This is a genomic window from Methylocystis sp., from assembly GCF_050246715.1.
Classification (GTDB): domain Bacteria; phylum Pseudomonadota; class Alphaproteobacteria; order Rhizobiales; family Beijerinckiaceae; genus Methylocystis.
Genome location: NZ_JBFWVN010000044.1, coordinates 1 through 22,726 on the forward strand (window position 1 = coordinate 1; position 22,726 = coordinate 22,726).

The following is a 22,726-nucleotide window of genomic DNA, read 5'->3' on the forward strand; positions in this document are numbered from 1 at the left end:
ACAAGGTCCACGCCAACAAGGGCCAGGGCATCATCCCGACGCCGATCACGATGGACGAGCTCGAAGACATGCTGATGGAGCACGGCATCATGAAGGCGGTCGACGAGAGCCAGATCGGCAAATCCGCTGCAGAACTCGCGGCCATCGCTTAATCACCATAAGCTGCGCGCCGGCCTCCTCCCAAGGAAGGCCGGCGCGTCCGCACTTTGGATCGTGCCGTGAACATACGCGTGATCCCGGAAATTGAAGTCGCCGAGACGTCGCTTGATCTTGCCGAGCATAAGCCGGTGGATCCTGCCGATGTCTATCGTCGTTTGACGGGGCTTGCGCCTCTCGCAGCAAGCATCGACGCCGACACGGATTTCGATCGGCACATATTCGCCTGCATTATCTCCGTCGCCGCATCCGAGTCGGGCGCTCTCACCGAACGTTTAGGGCTAAGCCCGGAAAATCTCGATGCGCTGATCTCTATCCATTTTGGCGATCGCCCTGCTCTTTCGTGGAAAGACGGGCCTGCCGCTAGCGTTTCCGATCTCGATGAAGCTGAACTGGTCCGCGACATTCTTCTCGAACATCTTTCGCCGCGGGACGCAGAGGGAGAATGGCTCGCGGCGATGATCGCCCGGCGAGCGCTTGAACCGAACCATCTGTGGGAAGACCTTGGGTTACGAAACCGGTCTGAACTGACGCGTCTGATGGAAAGGCATTTTTTTTCGCTCGCCGCCCGCAATGACAAGAACATGCGTTGGAAGCGCTTCATCTACCGCTTGATGTGCGAGAACGACGGCTTCGTGATGTGCGCAACGCCGGTTTGCTCGAATTGCGCCGATTATCACGTCTGCTTCGGCGCAGAAGAGGGAACGAGCCGTCTAAGTTCCGAGCGCAAGCAAGGGAGCGCGGCCGGCGCTTGAATGGCTCGCCCCGTCGAGGCTCTTTCTGTAAACTTTCGAACAAAATTCATCCTTCATTTGTCGCGCGCCTGCTGCAGTGCAGGATTTGCGCTCAAACGCCAGTGGCATGTGCCTTGCTTCGATCGCATGGAAAACGCTGATCGTTGAGGCTCCACGATGATCGTCCTCTCTGAAGCCGCCGTCGCCGCCGTCAAGGACGCGATGGTGAAGGCCGGGCAGCTTGAAGGCGGGCTGCGAATTTTGGTGAAAGAAGGCGGATGCGCCGGCTACCAGTACGTCGTCGATCTCGACACGGAGCAGCGCGATGACGACATCGTGGTGGAAGCCGATGGCGCCCGCGTCCTGATCGATCCCGGATCGATCCCGCGACTGCAAGGAATGACGCTCGGTTATCGGCGCGGGCTTGAGGGTGAAGGCTTCACCTTCGAAAACCCCAACGCCTCGTCGACCTGCGGTTGCCAGAAGTCGTTCGCCTGACCGACTTTGGCATGAGAACGTATTCGAACAAAGCGCACCGTAAATGCGCGCTACGCCGGGGGCAGGCCTTTCACGGCTGAACGACACCATGTCCATGTCTTCGTCCATGTCTTCTCGCTTCTCGACAATGGCGGCGTCCCTCAATTTGAAGGCCCGCGCCAAAAAGGTCGTCTTAAACGACACGACATTGCGCGACGGCGAGCAGGCGCCCGGCGTCGCTTTTACGAGCCAGGAAAAGGTTGAAATCGCCAGAGCGCTGGCGCAGGCCGGCGTAACCGAACTGGAGGCGGGTACCCCCGCCATGGGCGCGGATGAGATCGCCGCCATTCGTTCGATCGTCGAAGCGCAACTGCCGCTGCGCGCCATCGCCTGGTGCAGGATGCGGCGGGAAGACGTCGACGCCGCCATCGCCTCCGGCGTTTCGATGGTCAACCTTTCGGTCCCGGCGTCGGATCGACAAATCGCAGCGAAATTGCGCGGCGGCCGGAACGACGCGAAAGAACTTACGACGGGCGTCGTCGATTATGCGCGAAGCCGCGGACTGGACGTCGCGGTCGGCGGCGAGGACTCTTCGAGAGCCGATCCGAATTTCCTGATCGAACTCATGAGCGTCGCCCGCGCGGCCGGCGCCAGGCGCTTTCGGGTCGCCGACACGTTAAGCGTGCTCGATCCTTTCTCGACCTTCGAACTTATCTCGAACCTTCGGCGCGAGACCGACATGGAAATCGAAATCCATTGTCACGACGATCTCGGCCTTGCCACAGCAAATACGCTCGCCGGCGTCAGGGCGGGCGCGACGCACGCCTCCGTCACCGTGATCGGCCTTGGCGAGCGCGCCGGCAATGCGCCGCTCGAGGAAGTCGCCGTCGCGGCGGCGCAGCTTTACGGCATTGAGACCGGCGTCGTACTGACGGAGTTGCAACGCGTCGCCGACCTGGTCGCGACGGCGGCTGGCCGGCCTATTCCGGTCAACAAATCGATCGTCGGCGACCACGCCTTTACGCATGAGTCAGGGATCCACGTCGACGGCCTGATCAAAGACCGCCGAACCTATGAATCGCTTGATCCGGGCCTGCTTGGCCGCGCGCATAGCATCGTAATCGGAAAGCATTCCGGTTCGGCGGCGGTCGCCTCCATGCTCGACGTCATGCGGCTTCCCTTCAACGCCGGAGAGATCGCGCGAATTGTCGCGCGCGTGCGCGCGCATGCGCTCGACCGCAAGGGACCTGTCAGCAACGATGTCCTGAAGGACATATGGCAGGACGTGAGACGGCAGTCGGAACTGAGGATATCGTGAGGCGCAAGATGTCCGAAGCCATACACGCAGGCTCCCATGATACGGTCGTTACGAGCGTCGAGAAGCCGCCGAAGGTCTGGCGGCTGATCTGCGAAGACGTCGCATGCGTCAAGACGCGCGACCCGGCGGCCCGAGGCAAAATCGAAACGCTGCTGACCTATCCGGGCATACATGCGATCATTTGGCATCGAGTCGCGAATTGGCTCTGGCTGCATGATCATCGGTTTCCGGCGCGACTGGTTTCATGGTTTTGCCGGTTCTTGACCAATATCGACATTCATCCGGGCGCAACGATCGGCAAGCGCTTTTTCATTGACCACGGCGCCGGAGTCGTCATCGGCGAGACAGCCATCATCGGCGATGATGTGACGATCTATCGCGGCGTCACGCTCGGCGGCGTTTCCTGGTCTCCGGGTCGACGTCACCCGACGCTGGAGGACGGCGTGATCGTCGGCGCCGGCGCGAAAATTCTTGGGCCCATCACAGTCGGTCGAAATGCGCGAGTCGGCGCGAATTCCGTCGTGATCGAGACCGTGACGCGCGATGCGACAGTTGTCGGCATTCCGGCGAAAACGGTGCATCGTGACGTCGCGCGACATACATTTGGCGGCCGCATCAATCTCAACCACCATCTTATCCCGGACCCGGTTGGCGAAGCCTTTGAAGCTCTTGTCGACCGCGTCGAATTCCTCGAGGCGCGCCTCGCCAATCTGCAGTTGAAGGTAAAGGGCGCCGCTCAAACCTCAACAGCGCAACGCGCACGTTCGGGCGCCGCCGAACCCCCGCGGATTATCTGAAGGAGAAATGGCATGGCCTCCGTTCCGGGCATCATCGAACAGCTTCAAAACACCTCTTGCGCCGAGGATTTCTTCACTCTCCTCGGGGTCGATTACGATCCCAAATTGGTGAATGTCTCGCGGCTCCATATTTTGCGGCGCATGGGCGAATATCTCTTTAAGGAGGATTTCACCAGCTTCACCGATGAAGAGGCGGCCCTGCGCTGCAAGACCTTTCTCGAACAGGCCTATCTCGACTTCACCAAGTCCTCGCCGATCGAGGAGCGCCTGTTCAAGGTGCACAAGGACGCCGTGAAGCCGGCGGCGACGCCGGCGCTTGTGCAGCTCGGCGGCTCGAAGTGAGCGGCGCAAGCAAGGAATAGAGCGATGCACATCGTCGTATGCATGAAGCAGGTGCCAGACTCGGCGCAGATCCGTGTTCATCCCGTGACGAACACGATCATGCGCCAGGGCGTGCCGACAATCATCAATCCCTACGATCTCTTCGCGATCGAGGAAGCGCTTCGACTGCGCGATCAGTTTGGCGGCGAGGTCACGGTTCTGACGATGGGACCTCCCTCGGCGGAGGACAGTCTGCGCAAGGCGCTCTCCTTCGGCGTCGACCGGGCCGTGCTGCTGACCGATCGTTTCTTCGCCGGCGCCGACACGCTCGCGACGACCTATGCGCTTGCGACGGCGCTGAAGAAGATCGGCGCGGAGTTCGGCGCTCCCGACATTGTCTTTACCGGAAAACAGACGATTGACGGCGATACCGCTCAAGTCGGACCGGGCGTCGCGAAACGGCTGGGCTACATTCAGCTGACTTATGTCTCGAAGATCAATTCCGTCGACGTCGAGAAACGGCTGATCGAAGTCGAGCGGCGCGCGGAAGGCGGCGTGCAACAACTGCAAAGCCGGTTGCCATGCCTGATCACCATCCTCGAAGGCGTGAACGAAATTCGCGTCGGCTCTCTGACCGACGCACTGAAGGCGGCGCGGGCGAAACTCGTTCGATGGAGCGCCCAGGACGCAGGCGTCGAGGACATCACCAAATGCGGCCTGCGCGGATCGCCGACGATCGTCAAGAAGGTCTTCGCGCCGCAGCCGCGCGCGACAAAGGCCGAATTCATCGAATTGGGCGACAAGCCGGGAGAGGCGCTGGTCGAGGCGCTGTTCCAGCGACAGACGAATTTGGAAAGCGAGCTCGAAAAGCTCGCGCGCGGTTATTGACGATCGCAGGCGGAGGACGAAATGAGCAACGCACCCAAAGCCCCTGCAGCTGCCGGCCGCGCGTCGACGAAAAAAGAGCTGCCGGAACATCTCAAAAGTTACAAACATGTGTGGGTTTTCGTCGAACAGGAGCGCGGCCAGGCGCATCCCGTCTCCTGGGAGCTGATGGGCGCTGGACGCGTGCTCGCCGACAAGCTCGGCGTCGATCTGGCGGCGGTCGTCGTCGGCGCGAAAAACGAACAAACCCAGGGCGTTCTCCACGAAGCTTTCTGCTATGGAGCGGACCTCGCCTATCTGGTCGCGGACGATCTGCTGAAAGACTATCGTAACGAAAGCTACACGAAGGCGCTGACGGATCTCGTCAATCTCTACAAGCCCGAGATACTCCTGCTTGGCGCGACGACTTTAGGGCGCGACCTCGCCGGCTCAGTGGCGACGACTCTGCTGACCGGGCTGACGGCCGATTGCACCGAACTCGACGTCGACGCTGAAGGATCGCTTGCCGCGACCCGGCCTACATTTGGCGGATCGCTGCTGTGCACGATTTTCACGCTGAACTATCGTCCGCAAATGGCGACGGTGCGTCCGCGAGTCATGCCGATGCCGGAGCGCGTCGAAAAGCTGGTCGGCCGCGTGATCGAACATCCGCTGGGCCTCGTCGAAGACGATATTGTTACAAAAGTGCTCGCCTTTTTGCCGGATCGCGAGTCGTCGAAATCCAACCTCGCTTTTGCGGATGTGGTCGTCGCGGGCGGGCTGGGCTTGGGCTCTCCGGAAAATTTCCAACTTGTGCGCCAATTGGCGAGCGTCATCGGCGCCGAATATGGCTGTTCGCGTCCCGTGGTTCAAAAGGGCTGGGTAAGTTCCGATCGCCAGATCGGCCAGACCGGAAAAACAATCCGACCAAAGCTTTATATCGCTGCCGGGATTTCTGGCGCGATCCAGCATCGCGTGGGCGTGGAAGGCGCGGATTACATTCTCGCGATCAACACCGACAAGAACGCGCCGATCTTCGATTTCGCGCATCTTGGCGTGGTGAGTGACGCGGTACGTCTTTTGCCTGCCCTCACTGAAGCATTCTCCAAACGACTGTCGCCACACCAACGCGACCGCTTGGCGAGCTGACGGAGCGAATCATGATCGAAGAGAGATTTGACGCGATCGTGGTCGGCGCGGGAATGGCGGGAAACGCGGCGGCGCTGACCTTGGCGCAACGCGGCCTCAAAGTGCTGCAGCTCGAGCGCGGCGAATATTCCGGCTCAAAGAACGTGCAAGGCGCCATTCTCTACGCGGACATGCTGGAAAAGCTGATCCCCGATTTTCGCGAGGATGCGCCGCTCGAACGTCATCTGATCGAGCAGCGCTTCTGGATGATGGACGACAATTCCCACACCGGGCTGCACTATCGTTCCGACGAATTCAATGAGGAGAAGCCGAACCGTTACACGATCATTCGTGCGCAATTCGACAAATGGTTCTCGAAAAAAGTCCAGGAGGCGGGCGCCGTCGTGCTGTGCGAGACGACGGTGACGGAACTGCTTCAGGATGCGCATGGCAAGGTGATCGGCGTCCGGACGGATCGCAAGAACGGACAGGTCGGCGCCGATGTCGTGGTGCTAGCGGAAGGCGTCAACGGTTTGCTCGGCACGCGCGCGGGACTGAGAAATCGGCCCGACCCGAGCAAGGTCGCGCTTGCCGTAAAGGAGATGCATTTCCTGCCCCAGGAAACGCTCGAGTCGCGCTTCAACCTGAAGGGCGACGAAGGCGCCGTGATCGAGGCGGTCGGCACGATTTCCGAGGGCATGACCGGGATGGGCTTCATTTACACCAATAAGGAGTCGATCTCGCTCGGCATTGGCTGCCTCGTCGCAGACTTCGAGCGGACCGGACAGACTCCTTATGGCCTGCTCGAGAAGTTCAAATCGCATCCTTCCGTGAAGGGTCTGATCGAAGGGTCGGAGGTGAAGGAATACGCCGCGCATCTCATTCCGGAAGGCGGCTACAAGGCGATCCCGCAGCTCTTTGGCGATGGATGGGTCGTGGTCGGAGACGCGGCCCAGCTCAACAATGCAGTGCATCGCGAAGGTTCGAATCTCGCAATGACGTCCGGCCGGTTGGCTGCGGAAACGATTTTCCAGATCAAATCGCGGCGCGATCCGATGACGAAGGAAAATCTCGCGCTCTATCGGAAGATGCTCGAAGATTCCTTCGTGATGAAGGATCTCAAGAAATACCGGAACATGCCGGAATTGTTGCACATCCGCGCGCAGAACTTCTTCCTGACCTACCCGCAGCTCGTATCCAAGGCGATGAAGGAGTTCGTGCGCGTCGACGGCGTAACCAAATCCGAGAAGGAGAAGGCCACGCTGCGCTCCTTCCTGGCCGCAAGATCGATCAAAGGAATCATCGGCGACGCATTCAGCTTCGCGCGCGCATGGCGGTGAGATCGCTGCAACATAGCGAAAGGAGACGAAAATGGCTCAGGCGGCGAACAGAGTAGAGGACAAGCTCTATCTCAATCGTTATCTCGTCGACGCGGGCCGGGCCCATATCAAGGTGCGGCCGCACGCCACGCCCTCGGCGCAGCTGCTCAGCCTGTTGAAGCTCTGCCCGGCTCATTGCTATGAGTTGAACTCGGCGGGACAAGTTGAAATTACCACCGACGGCTGCGTTGAATGCGGCACCTGCCGGGTCATCGCCGAGCCCAGCGGCGATATCGAGTGGAACTATCCGCGCGGCGGATATGGCGTGTTGTTCAAATTCGGGTGATCGGAGCGGCCTTGAAGTTCTATATGACGCCAGGCTCCTGCTCGACGGGCATACATATTCTGCTCGAGGAGGTTGGGCTGATCTTCGAGGCTCACATCGTAAACCTGGTGAAGGGCGATCACCTCAAGTCCGACTATTTGGCGATCAATCCCCACGGGACGATCCCGACGCTACTGCTTGATGACGGCGTCGCGCTTACCGATTTCGTATCGATCGCGCGCTGGTTGGCGGAAAACTATCCAAAGCGCCGGCTCTTGCCGCAAGACGACGCCGCGCGCGAAGAAGCGCTAAAGTGGATGAATTTCTGCGTCGGCCGGATTCACGGCGACGGGTTCAGGCGCATCTTTACGCCCGAACGCTACGCGGAGCCCTCACTGAGCGTCGAGGCGATCAAGTCCGAGGGGCGCGAGATTGTAATGAACGCGCTCGCGACCGCGGATCGTCATCTCAGCGGCAAGGACTATATCGTCGGCGACTTTTCGATCGCCGACGCGGCGCTTTTCTATGTTGAGTTCTGGGCTGACAAGACGGATATGCCGTTGCCGGAAAATTGCCGCGCCCATTACGCGCGAATGAAAACGAGACCCAGTGTCCGGCAAGTGCTGGCCGAAGAAGGCTATCGCGTTTAATTTCGGATGGAGGCGCGCAAGGAGCGCCGTCGCAGTAGAAGCGGATTCTTTCAGGGCCGCGCCGGCACGGTCGGCTGATGTCTCTGATCGTGGGGGTTTTGCGGATCGTTTCTCATCCAGTCGGCGAGTTTCGCCAAATCCTCGCCGATGCGCCCACGCGCGTCCGCGTCACTGATCGCCTCTTCCAGCGCCGCGTTCATGCAGAGCAGCCATGCATCCCGCTCGGCCGGTCCGATGCGCAGATGACCATGACGCATGCGCAGCCGCGGATGCCCCTTCTTCGCCGAATAATTCTTCGGGCCGCCCAGCCATTCGGCGAGATAGGTTTTCAGGACCGCCCGCGTCGCCGTCAGGTCCTCGGCGTGCATCGCGCGAATCTCGCGCGCCTGCGGAAAATTGTCCATGTTCCGGTAGAATGCGTCGACCAGCCGATCGACAGCCTCAAAGCCTCCGATCCGCTCGTAAAATGTCGTTGGCGTGTCGAGCATAGCGTCGCTTCCGATCCTTGGCCGTTAGTGCGCCGTCATGGTCGCTGGCGCCGGCTGAAGAGAAGCAATACGGATGTAAATCGCTCGTAACGTAGCTTCGGCGATTGTTCGTCCGATGTCATCCGTTCCGGTCCATCTGGCGGCGCTTCCGCGTGGATCGATTTCAACGAGCTTCACGCCGCTCGGGATCGAGAGGCCGTCGCGCGCCAACCCCCGCAACCTTCCGTCCATGGGCGCGGCGACGGGCAGACCGTCCAGACGTCCAATGACATAACCCTTGAATATCCGCGATCCGATATCGAGAGGCGTTCGCCATACGCCCGAGCGCGCCGAATAAATGAAGCGTTCTCGTCCAATCCCGCCGAGAAAGCGCGGCACGCCGTCGGCCGGCTTAGTGGTCCCCTCTTCAAGCAACTCTCCGGCGTGGTCGGGATGGGTTTCGATCGCGATGTCGCAATTGACGCCCGCCACGAAATTGGGCCCAAGCCCGATCGACAGATTGACGATCTTGCGCAGAATTGGCGTAACGCGATGCTTTTGGATTCGCGCATCGATCAGAATGTCCGGCACGCGCAGCGGGAGCAGATCCGAAAACTGCAATGCGGTAACGGGAATGACGCCTTTTTCAGCAAGCGCTTCAGCAATTTCCAGGACCGCGCCGGCCCGGCGGCCGCGCATTCCGTCAATTTCGACCTGATCTTCGAACAGCGCATCATAAAACGCCATGCCGCGCCGGATGACGGGCGGAAAAGGGTCGTGGCTCATGACGACCCGATACCCCGCGCGCTTCAAGCGCACGGCGATGGCGGAGGCGATTTCATTCGTGCCGAGAATCAGCACGAAGGGCGCGGTTCGATCCGCGAGGAATTGAACTAGAAAAGACCCCGACATCGCCCCTCCGGTCAGGGACTGCGCTAGCAATATATGGGCCGCCTAGAGGTCGACATAGACGAATTTGTCGGCCTTGCGATTTGGATAGTTTTCCCGCAACGCCTTGGCGATTTTGGCGACAAAAGTCTTGTCGGAGGCTGCGGACGGACCAACGAAATCGGTCCCCTGCATCCAGGTCTCGAAATAGCAGTGCAGAGTGTCGTCATAGTCCGCGCCGGTCGGATTGGCGGTCTTGTCCGCAAGACCCGCGACGCCCGCAGGGCTCACCTCCAATCGCCAGTCGCGATCGTCTTCCACTTTGGAAAGAAGCCGCGCCAGATCGGCGTCGGTCCATTCTGAATTCAAATCAATTGACATGCCGTTCCCTGCCGCTTCATGCCGCGTGCTGTAAAAACTCGAGCAAATTGAAGGCCAGTTGGATTTTCATCAGCGCATTTTTTTAGGAGCAAATCTTTCCTGCGGGACGCGACAGAGGTCGCGCCTGTTTTTTGTCCCGGCGTGGGAAACAGCTCATGGTCACGCTCGGCTGGATGGAACGGCGCCAAAGCCGGCCTATCGGTCCTCGGGCGTGAATGCCTAATCTCGATAATTCACGGCGCCGCGAAGATTGGCGCGACCCCCTCCGCGTCGACATAGATAACGCCTGTGTCGATCTTCACTGGATATTCGGCGAGCGGCGTCGCATGTGGGTGCGAAGGCTCGCCGGTATTCATGTTCCACGACCAGCGGTGAATTGGACAAACGAGCTCGACGCCATCGAATTCCGCGTCCGTGAGCGGCGTGTTGGCATGAGGGCAAACGCCCTGAAAGGCCTTGATCACACCATTTTCAGGCCAAGCCAAGACGACGAGTTGCGCGTTAGCCACGACGATACGCATGTCGCCTTCGGCCATCGCTTCCTCTTTGCATACCCGCTCAAACATGTCCCGTCTCTTCGAACATCCGTCCCTGGCTGCGAACTTGCATGCGTTCCAAGAAGTTTGTCGCAAGATCGGCGCCGTCAAATCTGTCGGAGATCAAAGATCATGCATAACAAGCGCCTCGCCGCTTTCCGCACAAATCCGGACGGCGATTGGACGACTGCAGATTTCGAGATCACCGCTTCGCAATATGCGATGAAGTTCAGGAAGGCGACAGGAACGCACGTCGTCTTCACGCACCCGTCGACGTTGCATTGCGTCGCAATTCCATTGAGAGCCAAGCCGAGAGCCGTCCATGTCGAGGCTTTTCTCCAGATGATCGACAGCATGGAAGAACTCGAGTCATGACCGCTGCGGCGACCTATTCAAGCGTGATCGAAAAGCTGTCTGCAGAGAAAGGCGGCTACTACGTCGTAAGATTTCCCGATGTCCCCGGCTGTCTCGGCGTCGGCGACACGAGCGAGGGCGCGCACGCTGACGCTCAAAAGGCGCTCGCCGCTTGTCTCGACGCATTGAAGGCGATCGATCGTCCGCCGCCGACCCCAGCGCCCGCAATGTGATGCGGCCGCCGTCTGCGCTCGCGGCGCCACTCGACGAGCCGGGATGCGTCAATCCGGCGCCCGCGGAATGGATCGAGACGGGCTTTCGCCTGCTGATCTTACGATGTTATCATCATGAATGCGCGCCCCCATCCTTCGCATGCATTGAGCAGCGGATCTTCCGAACGCCGGAGCGTTCGAGTCGTCACGGGCTTCATTTCGGCCTCGCGTTTCGTCCGGAGATCGTGAGTTGGCTGACCGAGAGATTCGGGCGTCCGTCGATGGCCGATCAGAAGCGGCCGTATCGCAATCCGCAATGGCCACTGGCCAAGTGGCGCTCCACCGAACGTAATTGGCCTGGCGACGTGTTGACGACGGAGTGGCTGGCGGAGGTGACGTTCTCCTCCCAAGAGCACGCCGACGCCTTCGGTGAAAGATGGAGCAAGCGCTTGGCGGGCGAATGGGACGATTAGGATTCAGCGGGCGTCGCCGCGACGGTGATTAATGCGCTCCGACCCGAGACTTCTCGACACCTATAAACGTTTCCCTTGCCTTTCGTCCGAATAGGCGGGGAGCGTCAGCAGCCGTGGGTCTTCGACAGCGCGGCCAACCGTGAAATGATAGATGTCCTGGAAGTCATATTGGTCTCGTGGCAGGCCGAGCAGCGCGTGGACTTCATCATCGAAGAAGCACCCGATTCCGGTTGCGTCGAAGCCCGCAGCGGTCGCCCAAAGATAGAGCGCCTGCCCAATCAGCCCGGCTTCCCAATGGAGACGGCGATAGGCGAAATCGCCCTCTGCCGCCAGAGTGCGACCGAATTCGGCGATCATGGCGACGGCGAAACAGCCCTTGCCCGCAATGGGCTGCAGGCAGGAAAACCTGGTCGCTTCCTTCTCGACGGAGCCGGCGTGGAGCCGCTGGAGCGTCACGCCGCCAAGATCAATGGCGGTGGTCGCATCACCCGACATCGCGGTGCGCAGCCGACGACCAAGATTTTCGTCACGCTCGAGCAGGTAAAGTCCCGGCTCCACGCCTTGGACCCTGTGCACGAAAAACAAAAGCGCAATTCCTGGCGGCCAGGGCGAAGCGGCGACGAGCGGCTCCGCGCCGGGAAGAGTCGCGAGCAGCATGTCGCGAAATATTTCGCGCGAAAGACTCGCGACTCCGTCCATTCGTTGAGCGCTTCGTCGCCGCCGCACCACATTCCCGATCGGCGGCGACGCGAACATCGCCTCAATACGATGGTTCGGGCGTTCTGCAGGCTTTGACGTTACGCCTTTTACGCATTGGCGCAGCGCAAGATCGATGACCGGCCATCCGTCATGATCTTCGCTCAGGCGGTTGGCCGAGCCATGCCATTCGCGAGACGCCGCGATGATTCGATCGAGAGACTCCGGCGCTTCGCCGGCGTCGCATGCGATCCAGATCAGCAGGTCCGGATGTTCGCCCTCGCGCCGGTGCGCGGAGTCGGCGCGATCCAGACCGACCAGTCGCGCAATCTCTTCATCCGATGGTGTAGCGAGAAGCCTCGCGCGCCAGCCAAGCGCCGCGGCGGCCTGCGCCGCGGCGCCGATGGCGTGTCCCGCGTCAAGCTGACAATAGCGATAAGCGCGCTCTCCATATTTCCAAGCTTCCCGCCAAGGGATCGAGGTGAGCGCCAGAAGGAAGCCGCCAGGAGGCAGAATCTGGGTCGCAGCGTAACGGGCGCGTTCTTCGAGCGCATGCGCTTCCGGCGCATAGTGATAAAGACCCGCTGTTGCGCCAAGACCGTCGAGCCCGTTAATCACCGCATATGCTTCGGTCGGATGTAAATTTCCTGACGAAGGATTGTTGCGCAGCGCCCATGTCGAGCCTTCAAAGCTTTTCCACGCGCTAAGCCCAAAGGCGAGTTCGAAAAAGAGACCGAGCGCGGCGCAATCAAGACTTGCCGGCGTGGGCGCCGGTCCGGGAAAAGTCGGGGTTGGTTCGGCGTCCAGCAACGGCAAGTCAATGCGCCGCGCGCCCTCAAAGCGCCGAAAAGGACAGGGCTGCGACGTCCAATCGAGAAAGGCGGGGCCGAGCGCGTAACGGGTCGGCGCATGTTTCGTGCGTCGATGGTAGCCACGAATGTCTTGCGGCGTCGTTTCAGTCGGATCCGGTTCGATAAGACTCAGCGGCGCCGCGACTTCCGCATCGAGTTCACTTTGAGCCATTGCCTTCTCCGGGATCGCAGACGTCGTCCATTCAAAAAAGGCGCCCATTTTGCTGAGAACATTTGGCGCAAGGACATTGGACTCTAAGGCGATGGATCAAGGCGACGGAGGAAGGCAAGCGACGCACAGCTTCACCGTGTCCGTCGTGGCGCACAGGCACTTTGGCGGATTGGTGACGTTGGCGGTCGACAATCAGCCATTGCGCAGACTGACGCGTGAGGAGTCGATGGTCCTCGGACGCGCGCTCGCGGCAACGGCCGCGGGCGCAAGCGTCGAAGAGCGGATCTATATGAGCCCCATCGCCAGCGATCAGGATTTTGATGCGGCGGTCGAGAGAGAAGGCATCGTCCTGACCTCGGACTGCGGAGAGAAAGCGCGGCTCGACTGGAGCGCGGTCGTCGATCTAGCGGGGAGACTCGCACGAGAGGCTTCGTCCCCATCAAAGGATTGAAGGTATTTGGCGGATCGAAGGCATAGGCGCGCTCTTCGCCTTGCGTCCAGCCATTACAAGGAAACGCACAGCATCATCATCGCATGCTGGATAGCGGCAGCGCATTCAAGAACCGGGAGCGCGCGATGGTATCGTCACTGCCAGAAAGCAGGACCTCCGGCGCCCTCGCCCGTGAGGACGCTGATCTTGCTCTTGATCGAGAGCCAAATATCGCGCTGGCCGAGCTTGCCGCCGATTTCGAAGCTCTCCACCATCTGGTCGGCGAATTCGACTGCCTCGTCGCCATATTGCTCGGCGATGATCCAGGCGGCGCGCCATAATTGCTCTTGCGTCGTGAGCTTGACTTCAATCATCGGTTCATCCCTACAAATCGAGGACGATATGGCCGGATTTTCCACGCGAGACGCACGCGAGGAAATACCCCTCAGCGCGCTGCTCTGGCGTGAGACGTTTGTCTCGATGGTCAATTTCGCCTTCGAGCGCCTTGACCTTACATGTGCCGCACACGCCCTGTTCGCACGAAGTCGGGATTTTGACGCCGCTTTCTTCAAGAAAGGCCGAGACGGTCTTGTCGCCGGGGATTTTGTAGACCGCGCCCGTGCTCGCGATTTTCACCTCGAAAACCGTATCGAGCACCGGCGCCGCCAATTTGGCCGTGAAGCGCTCAATATGGATGCGCTCCTCGCTCCATCCCTTTTGCTTGGCCAGATTGACGATCGGGTCCATCCACCAATCCGCGCCGCTGATGAAAAGCTGCGTGTCGTCCGGACGATCCGACAGAAGGGCGGCCGCGTCGAGCAACTGATTCTGTGCGCTCGCCTCGAAATAGTAGTTTGTGTCGGCCGCGAAATTGGACGCGGCGATCAGCGGCTCGAACGCATTAGGAGACATGAGCGCGTAAACATAATGCAGCTCGAAGGGCGTGCCGCGCGCGCTGAGATGGTCGGCGATGCTGAGGATCGGCGTCACGCCAATCCCCCTGGCCAGCAGAATGGCGCGCGTCGCATTCTTTGGCACGCGGAAACGGTTACGGGGCAGGCTGATCGTCAATTTGTCGCCGACATTGACCGCATCATGCAGCGCAACGGAGCCGCCTCGGCTGTTGGCGTCCTTCCAAACTCCGATCACGTAGCGGTTACGCTCGGAAGCGCTGTTGCACAGCGAATATTGGCGCACGAAACCGCCCGGGATTGTCACGTCGACATGTGCGCCGGGCGAAAAGGGCGGCAGTTCGCCGCCTTCGGCGTCAACCAGCTCGAAGGACATGATATTGTGAGCTTCAACGACCTTTTTCGTCACAAGAACCGAGCGCGAGGCTTCTTCCTGCATATCCGTCCTCCAGGCTGTTCAACGAACGGTATGTTAAGAATGCAAATTACAGACCGGGAGAGAGGGGCGCTGACGAGATGAGGCGGGCTCACGCGGCCGATTTCCCATGATCAGGCGCTTCCGAACAGCTCCAGCAGGGCGTCGCGCGCTTCAGCGATGCGCCGATATTGCGCGTCGCTGCCTCCAGCGTCGGGATGCGCCGTCTTGGCCAATTTGCGGAAGGCGGCGTTGATCTGAGGAGAATCGAGCGTTCCTTCCAGCGGCAGGTCCAGCGTCTCACGATGTTCCAGTCCGTCGTCTCCGCTCATTCTGAGCAGCAAGGCTCGGCGCTTCTCTCGCGCCGCGATACGCAGCTCGGTCTGATCCTCCTGCCATCTTTGGCGCGACATGATCAGACATTCGCCAAATGCAATGCGTCCCTCCGCTTCAAGCGCATCGAGACTGAATGGACCGACGATCGCATAGGGCGGCGCGAGAAAGGCGTCCCGGCGGCCTTCGACATTCTCGATCCGGCCAATCGCCGCCATATCGAGAATTCCCATCGAGCCATTCCAGATGACCCATTCTTCGCCGTGAGCCATTTGGTCCCTTCCCCAGGTCAGCAAATCTCTTGTGGCACGAAGAAGTCTTACGAGACCGCGCGCCGACGCCTCCATGCATGTTCGCAGCCAAAGTCTAGGAACCGACAGCCAGCCGATCGCTCGGCAAACCAATTGCATAGGCGCTGCGCATGAACATGACCGTGCAAATGGCCGACGCCCAGGCGCCGGGGCCTGTCCCGCCTTCCCTGAAGCGCTTCATCTGGGACATTCAGTCGATGGTTGAGCTGGCCGATAGCGAGAGGGAAATTCTCGTGATCGGCCGCGATCTCATGGCGCGCCTAGTGGCAAGCGACGATTGGCTGCCAGAAGTTTTTGCGACGCCGGACCCTGCAGGCGGCGCTCACTATCAACTCTATCAAGATGGGCTGGAACGCTTTTCGATCGTGAGCGCGGTCTTGCCCGCAGGATCCGAACTGCTGGTCGATCGGCCAAATCTTTGGGAGATTGTCGGCGTCCTGCGCGGAAGCGTTTCACGCCAAATTCAAGATGCTCCCGGCGCGCCCAACACGGATGAACCACGCACGCTGCGCGCCGGCGAAGTTGACGCAAGCGCTTCTCGGATCGCCAGCGTCGTCGAAGTGTCCAACGCCTCGATTGATCAGGTCTCGATTAGCGTCCATGTCTATGGCGGCGACGTTACGAAATTGAGCGCTCGCCGAATCACCGGCGATCGGGAGCAGTCGCTAGGCTATGCCAACGGTCCGAACGCGCCTCCCTACGACATTCTGACCATACAAACGCAAATCCTCGATTGAAACAGCGACGCTGACAAAACGACGCGCGAATGCGCGTCTCTCGTCAAACGAACAGCTTTTGCGCCTTAATGAGCGCCTCCGCGAGGCGGTCGATCTCTTCACGCGTATTATACATTGCGAAAGAGGCGCGGCAGGTCGAGGTGACGCCCATATGGGTGAGGAGCGGCATCGCGCAATGGGTTCCGGCGCGCACCGCGACGCCGCTCCGGTCGATGACCGTGGCAATGTCATGGGCATGCGCGGACTTCATATCAAAGGAAAGGATCGGGCCTTTCTCCGGCGCCTTTCCGAAAATGCGCAGACCATCAATCGCCGCGAGGCGCTCCATGGCGTAGGCGGTGAGTTCGGCCTCATAGGCGCGGATCGCGTTGCGACCGACGCTGTCAATATAATCCAGCGCCGCGCCGAGCCCGACGGCCTGCGCGATCGGCGGCGTGCCGGCCTCGAAGCGCTGCGGCGGCGCGTTGTAGGTGACGGTATCGCGCGTCACGGTCTCGATCATCTCGCCGCCGCCCGCGTAGGGCGGCAGGGTCTCGAGCCATTTCCGCTTTCCGTAAAGCGCGCCGATCCCTGTCGGGCCGTAGAGTTTGTGGCCTGTGACGATGTAAAAATCGCAATCGAGCGCCTGCACGTCGACATCGAGATGAACCGCGCCTTGCGAGCCGTCGACGCAGAGCGGCACGCCATGCGCATGGGCGATGCGCGCGATCTCGGCGATCGGCGTCGGCGCGCCGAGCACATTCGACATATGCGTCAGCGCGACGATTTTGGTTCGCGGCGAGAACAGTTTCTCGAATGCTTCGAGATCGATCACGCCATTCTCGTCCGGCTCGATCCATTTGATCGACGCGCCCTTGCGTTCGCGCAGAAAATGCCAGGGCACGATATTGGAGTGATGCTCCATCAGCGAGAGAATGATTTCGTCGCCTTCGCCAATTTGAGCAAGCCCGAAGGATGCAGCGACCAGATTCAGCGCTTCGCTGGCGCCGCGCGTGAAGATGATTTCGTCTCCGCTCTCGGCATTGAGATACCGACGCACCGCGTCGCGCGCGCCTTCATAGGCCTCCGTCGCCGCATTGGCGAGATAATGCAGGCCGCGATGCACATTGGCGTATTCATGTTCGTAGAAATGGGTCAGACGATCAATCACCGCGCGCGGCTTTTGCGCGGAGGCGGCGTTATCAAGATACGCCAAGGGTTTGCCATAAGGCATTTCGCCAAGGATCGGGAAGTCGGCTCGGATTTTGGCGATATCGTACGGCAAACGAACAGGCGCGTTCATCACGCGGCCCTCCCCGACATCCATTGCGAGATACGCGCAGAGATAAAGCCGCGCAGCGGCTCATTTCCGAGACCTTCGAAGGCCTCATTGGCGAAGCCCTCGATCAGCAAGGCCTCCGCTTCGCCGCGCGGAAGGCCGCGCGCCATGAGATAGAAGAGCTGATCCTTGTCGAGGCGGCCGCAGGTCGCGCCATGACCGCATTGCACATCGTCGGCGAAGATTTCGAGTTCGGGCTTGTTGTTCATCGTCGCGCTGTCTGAAAGCAGCACGGCTTTCGACTGCATGACGCCGTCGGTCTTCTGCGCGCCGGGACGCACAATGATCTTGCCTTGAAAGACGCCGGCGCTATTCCCATCGAGAATGTTGCGGAAGCGCTCGCGACTTTGGCCATTGGGCTTGGCGTGATCGACGACGAGCGTCACATCGACGTGATCCCGACCCCGCGCCAGCGTCGCGCCCTGCAAGGCGAGGCTTGCATGTTCGCCGTCGATGCGGGCGAATATCTGCCGTCGCAGCAGTCCCGCGCCTTCAATGAGCGAGAAAGCGGAAAGTTTAGCGCTTTCGTCGAGATGCGCGACGAGGCTCATCACCCGCGTCTGCGTCTCGCCTTGGCCCGTTGCATGAGTGAACAAGTCAAGCGTCGCGCTCGGCGCAAGCCGGACGATCAGCGCTTGATTGTCCTGCGCCGGGACGTCGGTAAGAGCGCCGGCGGCTTCGATGATCGTCGCGCGCGCGCCCTTGCCCATGACGACGAGGGAACGCGTGAAACTCGACCGCGCGTCCTCCGAGGACAGGATGCAAGCGATTTCGATTGGGCGCTCGATGGTCACGCCGTCGCCGATGCGCAAGATGACTCCGTCCTGCATCAGCGCCGTATTGAGCGAGAGCAGCGCGTCGTCCGTCCGCACATCGTCGCTGGCGAGGAGCGCCATGACGCCCGGCGTCGCCTGCGCCAGGGCTTCGCGCAATGGCTGAACCGTCACGCCGCGAGGAAGCGCGGCAACATCGGAAAGCTCCGGTCGGAAGGCGCCGTCAAGCACGACGAGCCGGATTGAATCATGGCTGCGCGCAACTTCGACGCCGCCGCGCGCAATCGCGAGTGGCGCCGGCCGCGCGAGCGCTGCTTTGAGGTCGGTATAGTGCCAGCTCTCGACACGGCGGTTCGGCAAACCCTTGGCCGCGTAAGTTTCCCACGCCGCCGTCCGCAGGCCCGCCGCGCCCTGCAGTTTCATTTCTTCGTACATTGGGGCGAAGGCGTCGCCGGCCGCCGTTGCGAGCTGCACCATCGCTCAAGCCGCCTCTTCGGAGAGATAGTCCTGATAGCCGTGTTTCTCCAGCTCCAGCGCCAGTTCAGGTCCGCCCGAGCGCTGGATGACTCCTTGCGCCATCACATGCACCGTGTCGGGTTTGATGTAGTCGAGCAGGCGCTGGTAATGCGTAATGACAAGGAAGCCGCGATCGGGCGCGCGCAACGAATTGACGCCCTCGGACACGACGCGAAGCGCATCAATGTCGAGGCCCGAGTCGGTTTCGTCGAGAATGCCGAGCCTGGGTTGCAGCAGCGCCATCTGCAGTATGTCCATGCGCTTCTTCTCTCCGCCCGAGAAGCCGGAGTTCAACGGCCGCTTCAGCATTTCCTGCGAAACGCCGAGCTTCGCCGCCGCCTCCTTGACGCGCTTCATAAAGTCGGGAGTCGCGAGCTCCTCCTCGCCTCGCGCGCGCCGCTGCGCATTCATCGCGGCCTTGAGAAAAGTCATCGTGGCGACGCCGGGGATTTCGACCGGATATTGGAAGGCGAGAAACACGCCCTTCGCCGCACGCTCATGCGGCTCAAGAGCAAGAATATTCTCGCCGTTGAGCAGCACTTCTCCTTCGGTGATCTCATAGCCCTCGCGGCCCGAGATCACATAGGAGAGCGTCGATTTGCCGGTCCCGTTCGGTCCCATGATCGCTGCGACTTCGCCAGCCTTTACGGTGAGCGTCAGGCCCTTGAGAATCTCGCGGTCGCCGACCGAAACATGGAGGTTCTTTATTTCGAGCATCGTCATATCACCCCACGCTCCCTTCGAGCGAAATCGAGATCAGCTTTTGCGCCTCGACCGCGAATTCCATCGGCAGCTGCTGCAGCACGTCGCGCACGAAGCCGTTGACGATCAGCGCCGTCGCTTCCTCTTCCGAGAGCCCGCGCTGCATCGCATAGAACAGCTGGTCCTCGGAAATCTTAGACGTCGTCGCCTCATGTTCGAACTGCGCGCTTGGATTCTTCGACTCGATATAAGGCACAGTATGCGCGCCGCAGTCCTGGCCGATCAGCAGACTGTCGCATTGCGTGAAGTTGCGCGCGCCTTCCGCCTTGCGATGCGCCGACACCTGGCCGCGATAGGTGTTCTGCGACCGTCCCGCGGAAATCCCCTTCGAGATGATGCGGCTCTTGGTGTTCTTGCCGAGATGCAGCATCTTGGTGCCGCTGTCGACCTGTTGATAGCCGTTCGACACCGCGATCGAATAGAACTCGCCCTGCGAACCGTCGCCGCGCAGAATGCAAGAAGGATATTTCCAGGTGATCGCCGAGCCGGTCTCGACCTGGGTCCAGGAGATGTGCGAATTGCGGCCGCGGCAATCGCCGCGCTTGGTGACGAAATTGTAAATCCCGCCCCTGCCCTCGCTGTCGCCCGGATACCAATTCTGCACCGTCGAATATTTGATCTCCGCATCGTCGAGCGCGACAAGTTCGACGACTGCGGCGTGAAGCTGGTTTTCATCGCGCTTGGGCGCCGTGCAGCCTTCGAGATAGGAGACGTAAGCGCCTTCATCGGCGATGATCAGCGTGCGCTCGAACTGCCCGGTCTTCTGCTCATTGATGCGGAAGTAGGTGGAAAGCTCCATCGGGCAGCGCACGCCCTTTGGAATATAGACGAAGGAGCCGTCTGAGAAGACCGCGCTGTTCAGCGTCGCGTAGAAATTGTCGGTCACCGGCACGACCGAGCCGAGATATTTCTGCACCAGCTCCGGATGCGTCTGCACGGCTTCCGAAATCGGGCAGAAGATCACGCCGGCGCGCGCCAGCTCCTCCTTGAAGGTCGTCGCCACCGACACTGAGTCGAACACCGCGTCGACCGCCACTTTGCGGGTTTCGACGCCAGCGAGAATTTCCTGCTCGCGCAGCGGAATGCCGAGCTTCTCATATGTGCGCAGCAATTCCGGATCGACCTCGTCGAGCGACTTCGGCCCGGCCGTCGATTTCGGCGCGGCGTAATAATACAAATCCTGATAGTCGACCGACGGATAGTGCACGCGCGCCCAATTCGGCTCGGTCATGGTGAGCCAGCGCTTATAGGCGTCGAGCCGCCACTGGGTCAGCCAAGCCGGCTCGTTCTTTTTCGCCGAGATGAAGCGGACAATGTCCTCATTCAGACCCTTTGGGGCCTTTTCTGACTCGATGTCAGTCGAGAAACCGTATTTGTATGCGTCGACGTCAATCGACTCGACGGCCGAAACGGTCTCCTTGAGAGCCGCCATTCAACTTCTCCTCGTCACAACGGGCGCAAGGCCTTTTCGGCCATCAAACCGTCCATTCGGAAATGGCTCCGGCTCCTGGGATCGTTAGCGATAAGAATGTTTGCAAGAACGGCGCCGATAAGGCGTCAGGATGGCATGGAAGCAAATCCAGCGCTTGCAATTTGGCGGCGGATTTGGGCGAATTTTCTGACAAATGCGTCGCCGTGCACGACAATTGTTACGAACTTCCTCGACCAAAGCGGCGCATGGAGACGATAGGCGCTCAAGAATCGCTTTTTGGCTTGCGCGATCGCCCATTAAGAGCGTCCGTCATTCACTTTACACTCGTCGTGCGAGCGATCGCAGATAGCCCTGCATATCGTCGGCGAGCTCAGTGTCGATCGCGGGCGCGGCCTTTAGAAGCAAATTGGCGATGAACGCCTCATCATTGCGCGAATCATCGAGCGCTTCGCGCAAGACAGGCAAATTGTCCTCGATATGGGCAAGGAAAGAAACGCCCTTCTCCGCCGTCTCGCTCCAACGCTGACGATGCCATTTGGCGAGAGGATACATGATCTCGTGAACGAAATTTGACTTACGCGCGCGTTCAAAAAAACGCAGGCCGGCATTCCAGTTTTCCCGCGCGCGCAATGGCGGCGGCGGAAGGTCCTGCGCCAGCATTTTTTTGCCGGCCTGACCAACAAAATCATCGAGGCTCACAGGGGCGTCAATCGTCGCGCGAAAATACCAAAGCGCATTGGCGCCTGGAAATTCCTTGCCATAGGCGGACGTCAGCGCGGTCTCGACCTTGTCGACCGCCGCGCCGTCGCCCTTTAGCGCCGCCGTCATGCAGAAGGCGCAGATGGCGTCGTTGCCGACGCCCTTAACCACGTCGCCGCCGAGTTGGGCGTCTTGAAGCTTCGGGGTCACGCCATCTGGCGGCGCCGAGGTCTCGCCGGCGCGCAGCGCAGTGATGAAAGCGGTAATTTCCAGCCACCTGCCAAAATGGGCGACAAATTCGTCGGGATCGACATGCACGATGGCCAAATTTAGAGGCTTTTTGCGGGCTTGCAGCTCGGCCATATCGGTCATCGCGTCACCTCTTTGCGATCAAGCGGCGCGCGGCGCCGGACGGTGTTTTCTTGAAACGTGAGTTTAGTCAGAGGTGATCATGACTTCAGGCGCGCCTTCCGAATCGTCCATCCCATCGTCCTCGGCAAGTTCGACGCCGGTGATGCAGACATCGCCATCGTCCACGATGACGGTGATCGGCGGCAGCTTCTTGCCTTGGCAGGGACCGATGAAACATTCGCCGGTATCGAGATCGAATTGCGCGCCATGCTGTCCGCAGGTCAGGAAATTGCCCTCCTCGTCCAAGAACTCGCCGGGATTGGCGTCGAGACGCTCATTCATATGCGGACAGGAATTTTCGAAGCCGAAGAACTGATTGCCCTTCCGCGTGATCAAAATATGCCAGGGCTTCGGCTCGCCGGTGGATTCGATCCGCATCAGAGAGAAACCGCGGGCTTGACCGTCGTCAATTTCCCCGTTCTGGCAAATTACATAGAGTTCGCTCATGGCCCGGTTTCCTGGATGGCGTCGCGAGATGGCGCGGCGTGCGCTATGGTCGTGCCTGCAAGCGCCGAGCCAGCCGGGCATCTTTCATGCTTTTTGCAAAAAGCATGTTTGG

The 22,726-nt window shown here is 60.3% G+C and carries 29 protein-coding genes and 1 pseudogene; 16 read left to right on the plus strand and 14 right to left on the minus strand.

Annotated features, from left to right (window positions below):
• The 11 genes and pseudogenes from nifH to AB7I51_RS13400 all read left to right on the plus strand — a co-directional run.
• A pseudogene (gene nifH, locus AB7I51_RS13350) lies at window positions 1–152 on the plus strand (nitrogenase reductase); the annotation flags it as partial.
• Window positions 153–218: 66 nt separating this feature from the next.
• Window positions 219–911: a nitrogen fixation protein NifQ gene (locus AB7I51_RS13355; protein WP_428404761.1), complete on the plus strand. Its 693-nt coding sequence runs from the start codon at window positions 219–221 to the stop codon at window positions 909–911.
• A gap of 156 nt (window positions 912–1,067) precedes the next feature.
• Window positions 1,068–1,388 carry a HesB/IscA family protein gene (locus AB7I51_RS13360; RefSeq protein WP_428404760.1) on the plus strand — a complete coding sequence of 107 codons (321 nt, stop codon included), beginning with the start codon at window positions 1,068–1,070 and terminating at the stop codon, window positions 1,386–1,388.
• A 127-nt stretch (window positions 1,389–1,515) separates the two neighbouring features.
• Window positions 1,516–2,685 (plus strand): homocitrate synthase, encoded by a 1,170-nt coding sequence (nifV, locus tag AB7I51_RS13365; protein ID WP_428404759.1) that lies wholly within the window; start codon window positions 1,516–1,518, stop codon window positions 2,683–2,685.
• An 8-nt stretch (window positions 2,686–2,693) separates the two neighbouring features.
• Window positions 2,694–3,482, plus strand: coding sequence for a serine O-acetyltransferase (cysE, locus tag AB7I51_RS13370; protein WP_428404758.1), 789 nt, complete (start codon window positions 2,694–2,696; stop codon window positions 3,480–3,482).
• A gap of 12 nt (window positions 3,483–3,494) precedes the next feature.
• Window positions 3,495–3,824, plus strand: a complete 330-nt coding sequence (nifW, locus tag AB7I51_RS13375; protein ID WP_409980167.1) for a nitrogenase stabilizing/protective protein NifW — start codon at window positions 3,495–3,497, stop codon at window positions 3,822–3,824.
• 24 nt (window positions 3,825–3,848) lie between these two features.
• Window positions 3,849–4,691, plus strand: a complete 843-nt coding sequence (locus tag AB7I51_RS13380) for an electron transfer flavoprotein subunit beta/FixA family protein (RefSeq protein WP_409980168.1) — start codon at window positions 3,849–3,851, stop codon at window positions 4,689–4,691.
• Between the two features lie 21 nt (window positions 4,692–4,712).
• Complete coding sequence (locus tag AB7I51_RS13385; protein ID WP_428404757.1) at window positions 4,713–5,816, plus strand: electron transfer flavoprotein subunit alpha/FixB family protein; 1,104 nt, start codon at window positions 4,713–4,715, stop codon at window positions 5,814–5,816.
• Window positions 5,817–5,827: 11 nt separating this feature from the next.
• The gene (locus AB7I51_RS13390) at window positions 5,828–7,135 is read left to right on the plus strand and encodes an FAD-dependent oxidoreductase (RefSeq protein WP_428404756.1); all 1,308 of its coding nucleotides are present in this window, start codon (window positions 5,828–5,830) and stop codon (window positions 7,133–7,135) included.
• Between the two features lie 31 nt (window positions 7,136–7,166).
• Complete coding sequence (locus AB7I51_RS13395; protein WP_428404755.1) at window positions 7,167–7,460, plus strand: ferredoxin family protein; 294 nt, start codon at window positions 7,167–7,169, stop codon at window positions 7,458–7,460.
• Window positions 7,461–7,471: 11 nt separating this feature from the next.
• Window positions 7,472–8,089, plus strand: coding sequence for a glutathione S-transferase family protein (locus AB7I51_RS13400; protein ID WP_428404754.1), 618 nt, complete (start codon window positions 7,472–7,474; stop codon window positions 8,087–8,089).
• 50 nt (window positions 8,090–8,139) lie between these two features.
• On the opposite strand, the gene AB7I51_RS13405 is transcribed toward AB7I51_RS13400, so the two are convergent.
• The 4 genes from AB7I51_RS13405 to AB7I51_RS13420 all read right to left on the minus strand — a co-directional run bounded on the left by AB7I51_RS13405 (window position 8,140) and on the right by AB7I51_RS13420 (window position 10,391).
• Window positions 8,140–8,577 (minus strand): group II truncated hemoglobin, encoded by a 438-nt coding sequence (locus AB7I51_RS13405; protein ID WP_428404753.1) that lies wholly within the window; start codon window positions 8,575–8,577, stop codon window positions 8,140–8,142.
• 24 nt (window positions 8,578–8,601) lie between these two features.
• Window positions 8,602–9,468, minus strand: a complete 867-nt coding sequence (locus AB7I51_RS13410) for a xanthine dehydrogenase (protein ID WP_428404752.1) — start codon at window positions 9,466–9,468, stop codon at window positions 8,602–8,604.
• Between the two features lie 42 nt (window positions 9,469–9,510).
• The gene (locus tag AB7I51_RS13415) at window positions 9,511–9,825 is read right to left on the minus strand and encodes a hypothetical protein (protein WP_428404751.1); all 315 of its coding nucleotides are present in this window, start codon (window positions 9,823–9,825) and stop codon (window positions 9,511–9,513) included.
• 233 nt (window positions 9,826–10,058) lie between these two features.
• Window positions 10,059–10,391, minus strand: coding sequence for a Rieske 2Fe-2S domain-containing protein (locus AB7I51_RS13420; RefSeq protein WP_428404750.1), 333 nt, complete (start codon window positions 10,389–10,391; stop codon window positions 10,059–10,061).
• A 102-nt stretch (window positions 10,392–10,493) separates the two neighbouring features.
• On the opposite strand from AB7I51_RS13420, the gene AB7I51_RS13425 reads away from it, so the two are divergent.
• From AB7I51_RS13425 to AB7I51_RS13435, 3 genes are read left to right on the plus strand one after another with little or no spacing between them, the layout of a single operon-like run.
• Window positions 10,494–10,736 (plus strand): hypothetical protein, encoded by a 243-nt coding sequence (locus tag AB7I51_RS13425; protein ID WP_428404749.1) that lies wholly within the window; start codon window positions 10,494–10,496, stop codon window positions 10,734–10,736.
• A complete protein-coding gene (locus AB7I51_RS13430) occupies window positions 10,733–10,948 on the plus strand; it encodes a type II toxin-antitoxin system HicB family antitoxin (RefSeq protein ID WP_428404748.1) in 216 nt (71 codons plus the stop codon). Before AB7I51_RS13425 ends, AB7I51_RS13430 begins: the two co-directional genes overlap by 4 nt.
• Complete coding sequence (locus AB7I51_RS13435; RefSeq protein ID WP_428404747.1) at window positions 10,888–11,400, plus strand: hypothetical protein; 513 nt, start codon at window positions 10,888–10,890, stop codon at window positions 11,398–11,400. Before AB7I51_RS13430 ends, AB7I51_RS13435 begins: the two co-directional genes overlap by 61 nt.
• 60 nt (window positions 11,401–11,460) lie before the next feature.
• Here AB7I51_RS13435 and AB7I51_RS13440 read toward each other — a convergent pair whose 3' ends face one another.
• Window positions 11,461–13,119 (minus strand): SagB/ThcOx family dehydrogenase, encoded by a 1,659-nt coding sequence (locus AB7I51_RS13440; protein ID WP_428404746.1) that lies wholly within the window; start codon window positions 13,117–13,119, stop codon window positions 11,461–11,463.
• A gap of 91 nt (window positions 13,120–13,210) precedes the next feature.
• On the opposite strand from AB7I51_RS13440, the gene AB7I51_RS13445 reads away from it, so the two are divergent.
• The gene (locus AB7I51_RS13445; protein ID WP_428404745.1) at window positions 13,211–13,570 is read left to right on the plus strand and encodes a hypothetical protein; all 360 of its coding nucleotides are present in this window, start codon (window positions 13,211–13,213) and stop codon (window positions 13,568–13,570) included.
• Between the two features lie 134 nt (window positions 13,571–13,704).
• Here the strand turns inward: AB7I51_RS13445 and AB7I51_RS13450 are convergent, their stop codons facing one another.
• The 3 genes from AB7I51_RS13450 to AB7I51_RS13460 form a co-directional block, all read right to left on the minus strand.
• Window positions 13,705–13,923, minus strand: a complete 219-nt coding sequence (locus AB7I51_RS13450; RefSeq protein WP_428404744.1) for a hypothetical protein — start codon at window positions 13,921–13,923, stop codon at window positions 13,705–13,707.
• Between the two features lie 10 nt (window positions 13,924–13,933).
• Window positions 13,934–14,899, minus strand: coding sequence for a PDR/VanB family oxidoreductase (locus tag AB7I51_RS13455; RefSeq protein WP_428404743.1), 966 nt, complete (start codon window positions 14,897–14,899; stop codon window positions 13,934–13,936).
• Between the two features lie 110 nt (window positions 14,900–15,009).
• Window positions 15,010–15,480: a J domain-containing protein gene (locus AB7I51_RS13460; protein WP_428404742.1), complete on the minus strand. Its 471-nt coding sequence runs from the start codon at window positions 15,478–15,480 to the stop codon at window positions 15,010–15,012.
• A gap of 149 nt (window positions 15,481–15,629) precedes the next feature.
• On the opposite strand from AB7I51_RS13460, the gene AB7I51_RS13465 reads away from it, so the two are divergent.
• Window positions 15,630–16,256 carry a hypothetical protein gene (locus tag AB7I51_RS13465; protein WP_428404741.1) on the plus strand — a complete coding sequence of 209 codons (627 nt, stop codon included), beginning with the start codon at window positions 15,630–15,632 and terminating at the stop codon, window positions 16,254–16,256.
• 43 nt (window positions 16,257–16,299) lie between these two features.
• Here AB7I51_RS13465 and AB7I51_RS13470 read toward each other — a convergent pair whose 3' ends face one another.
• From AB7I51_RS13470 to AB7I51_RS13495, 6 genes are all read right to left on the minus strand, one after another.
• Window positions 16,300–17,538, minus strand: coding sequence for a cysteine desulfurase (locus tag AB7I51_RS13470; protein ID WP_428404740.1), 1,239 nt, complete (start codon window positions 17,536–17,538; stop codon window positions 16,300–16,302).
• Complete coding sequence (gene sufD / locus AB7I51_RS13475) at window positions 17,538–18,824, minus strand: Fe-S cluster assembly protein SufD (RefSeq protein ID WP_428404739.1); 1,287 nt, start codon at window positions 18,822–18,824, stop codon at window positions 17,538–17,540. Before sufD ends, AB7I51_RS13470 begins: the two co-directional genes overlap by 1 nt.
• A 3-nt stretch (window positions 18,825–18,827) precedes the next feature.
• A complete protein-coding gene (sufC, locus tag AB7I51_RS13480; protein ID WP_428404763.1) occupies window positions 18,828–19,580 on the minus strand; it encodes a Fe-S cluster assembly ATPase SufC in 753 nt (250 codons plus the stop codon).
• Window positions 19,581–19,587: 7 nt separating this feature from the next.
• Window positions 19,588–21,057, minus strand: coding sequence for a Fe-S cluster assembly protein SufB (sufB, locus tag AB7I51_RS13485; protein WP_428404738.1), 1,470 nt, complete (start codon window positions 21,055–21,057; stop codon window positions 19,588–19,590).
• Window positions 21,058–21,375: 318 nt separating this feature from the next.
• Window positions 21,376–22,128: a hypothetical protein gene (locus AB7I51_RS13490; protein ID WP_428404737.1), complete on the minus strand. Its 753-nt coding sequence runs from the start codon at window positions 22,126–22,128 to the stop codon at window positions 21,376–21,378.
• Window positions 22,129–22,191: 63 nt separating this feature from the next.
• On the minus strand, window positions 22,192–22,614 hold the full coding sequence (locus tag AB7I51_RS13495) for a Rieske (2Fe-2S) protein (RefSeq protein WP_428404736.1): 423 nt from the start codon (window positions 22,612–22,614) through the stop codon (window positions 22,192–22,194).
• Window positions 22,615–22,726 lie beyond the last annotated feature (112 nt).

Bases quoted from the DNA above. Each gene is read 5' to 3' on its own strand.
- AB7I51_RS13410 (WP_428404752.1), bottom strand. From the start codon at position 9,468: ATGTCGGGGTCTTTTCTAGTTCAATTCCTCGCGGATCGAACCGCGCCC.
- AB7I51_RS13440 (WP_428404746.1), bottom strand. From the start codon at position 13,119: ATGGCTCAAAGTGAACTCGATGCGGAAGTCGCGGCGCCGCTGAGTCTT.
- AB7I51_RS13445 (WP_428404745.1), top strand. From the start codon at position 13,211: ATGGATCAAGGCGACGGAGGAAGGCAAGCGACGCACAGCTTCACCGTG.
- AB7I51_RS13470 (WP_428404740.1), bottom strand. From the start codon at position 17,538: ATGAACGCGCCTGTTCGTTTGCCGTACGATATCGCCAAAATCCGAGCC.
- AB7I51_RS13415 (WP_428404751.1), bottom strand. From the start codon at position 9,825: ATGTCAATTGATTTGAATTCAGAATGGACCGACGCCGATCTGGCGCGG.
- AB7I51_RS13425 (WP_428404749.1), top strand. From the start codon at position 10,494: ATGCATAACAAGCGCCTCGCCGCTTTCCGCACAAATCCGGACGGCGAT.
- AB7I51_RS13385 (WP_428404757.1), top strand. From the start codon at position 4,713: ATGAGCAACGCACCCAAAGCCCCTGCAGCTGCCGGCCGCGCGTCGACG.
- nifV (WP_428404759.1), top strand. From the start codon at position 1,516: ATGGCGGCGTCCCTCAATTTGAAGGCCCGCGCCAAAAAGGTCGTCTTA.
- AB7I51_RS13455 (WP_428404743.1), bottom strand. From the start codon at position 14,899: ATGCAGGAAGAAGCCTCGCGCTCGGTTCTTGTGACGAAAAAGGTCGTT.
- AB7I51_RS13495 (WP_428404736.1), bottom strand. From the start codon at position 22,614: ATGAGCGAACTCTATGTAATTTGCCAGAACGGGGAAATTGACGACGGT.
- AB7I51_RS13380 (WP_409980168.1), top strand. From the start codon at position 3,849: ATGCACATCGTCGTATGCATGAAGCAGGTGCCAGACTCGGCGCAGATC.
- AB7I51_RS13395 (WP_428404755.1), top strand. From the start codon at position 7,167: ATGGCTCAGGCGGCGAACAGAGTAGAGGACAAGCTCTATCTCAATCGT.
- AB7I51_RS13420 (WP_428404750.1), bottom strand. From the start codon at position 10,391: ATGTTTGAGCGGGTATGCAAAGAGGAAGCGATGGCCGAAGGCGACATG.
- AB7I51_RS13430 (WP_428404748.1), top strand. From the start codon at position 10,733: ATGACCGCTGCGGCGACCTATTCAAGCGTGATCGAAAAGCTGTCTGCA.
- AB7I51_RS13405 (WP_428404753.1), bottom strand. From the start codon at position 8,577: ATGCTCGACACGCCAACGACATTTTACGAGCGGATCGGAGGCTTTGAG.
- sufD (WP_428404739.1), bottom strand. From the start codon at position 18,824: ATGGTGCAGCTCGCAACGGCGGCCGGCGACGCCTTCGCCCCAATGTAC.
- sufC (WP_428404763.1), bottom strand. From the start codon at position 19,580: ATGCTCGAAATAAAGAACCTCCATGTTTCGGTCGGCGACCGCGAGATT.
- sufB (WP_428404738.1), bottom strand. From the start codon at position 21,057: ATGGCGGCTCTCAAGGAGACCGTTTCGGCCGTCGAGTCGATTGACGTC.
- AB7I51_RS13360 (WP_428404760.1), top strand. From the start codon at position 1,068: ATGATCGTCCTCTCTGAAGCCGCCGTCGCCGCCGTCAAGGACGCGATG.
- AB7I51_RS13390 (WP_428404756.1), top strand. From the start codon at position 5,828: ATGATCGAAGAGAGATTTGACGCGATCGTGGTCGGCGCGGGAATGGCG.
- AB7I51_RS13490 (WP_428404737.1), bottom strand. From the start codon at position 22,128: ATGACCGATATGGCCGAGCTGCAAGCCCGCAAAAAGCCTCTAAATTTG.
- nifW (WP_409980167.1), top strand. From the start codon at position 3,495: ATGGCCTCCGTTCCGGGCATCATCGAACAGCTTCAAAACACCTCTTGC.
- AB7I51_RS13450 (WP_428404744.1), bottom strand. From the start codon at position 13,923: ATGATTGAAGTCAAGCTCACGACGCAAGAGCAATTATGGCGCGCCGCC.
- AB7I51_RS13460 (WP_428404742.1), bottom strand. From the start codon at position 15,480: ATGGCTCACGGCGAAGAATGGGTCATCTGGAATGGCTCGATGGGAATT.
- AB7I51_RS13465 (WP_428404741.1), top strand. From the start codon at position 15,630: ATGAACATGACCGTGCAAATGGCCGACGCCCAGGCGCCGGGGCCTGTC.
- cysE (WP_428404758.1), top strand. From the start codon at position 2,694: ATGTCCGAAGCCATACACGCAGGCTCCCATGATACGGTCGTTACGAGC.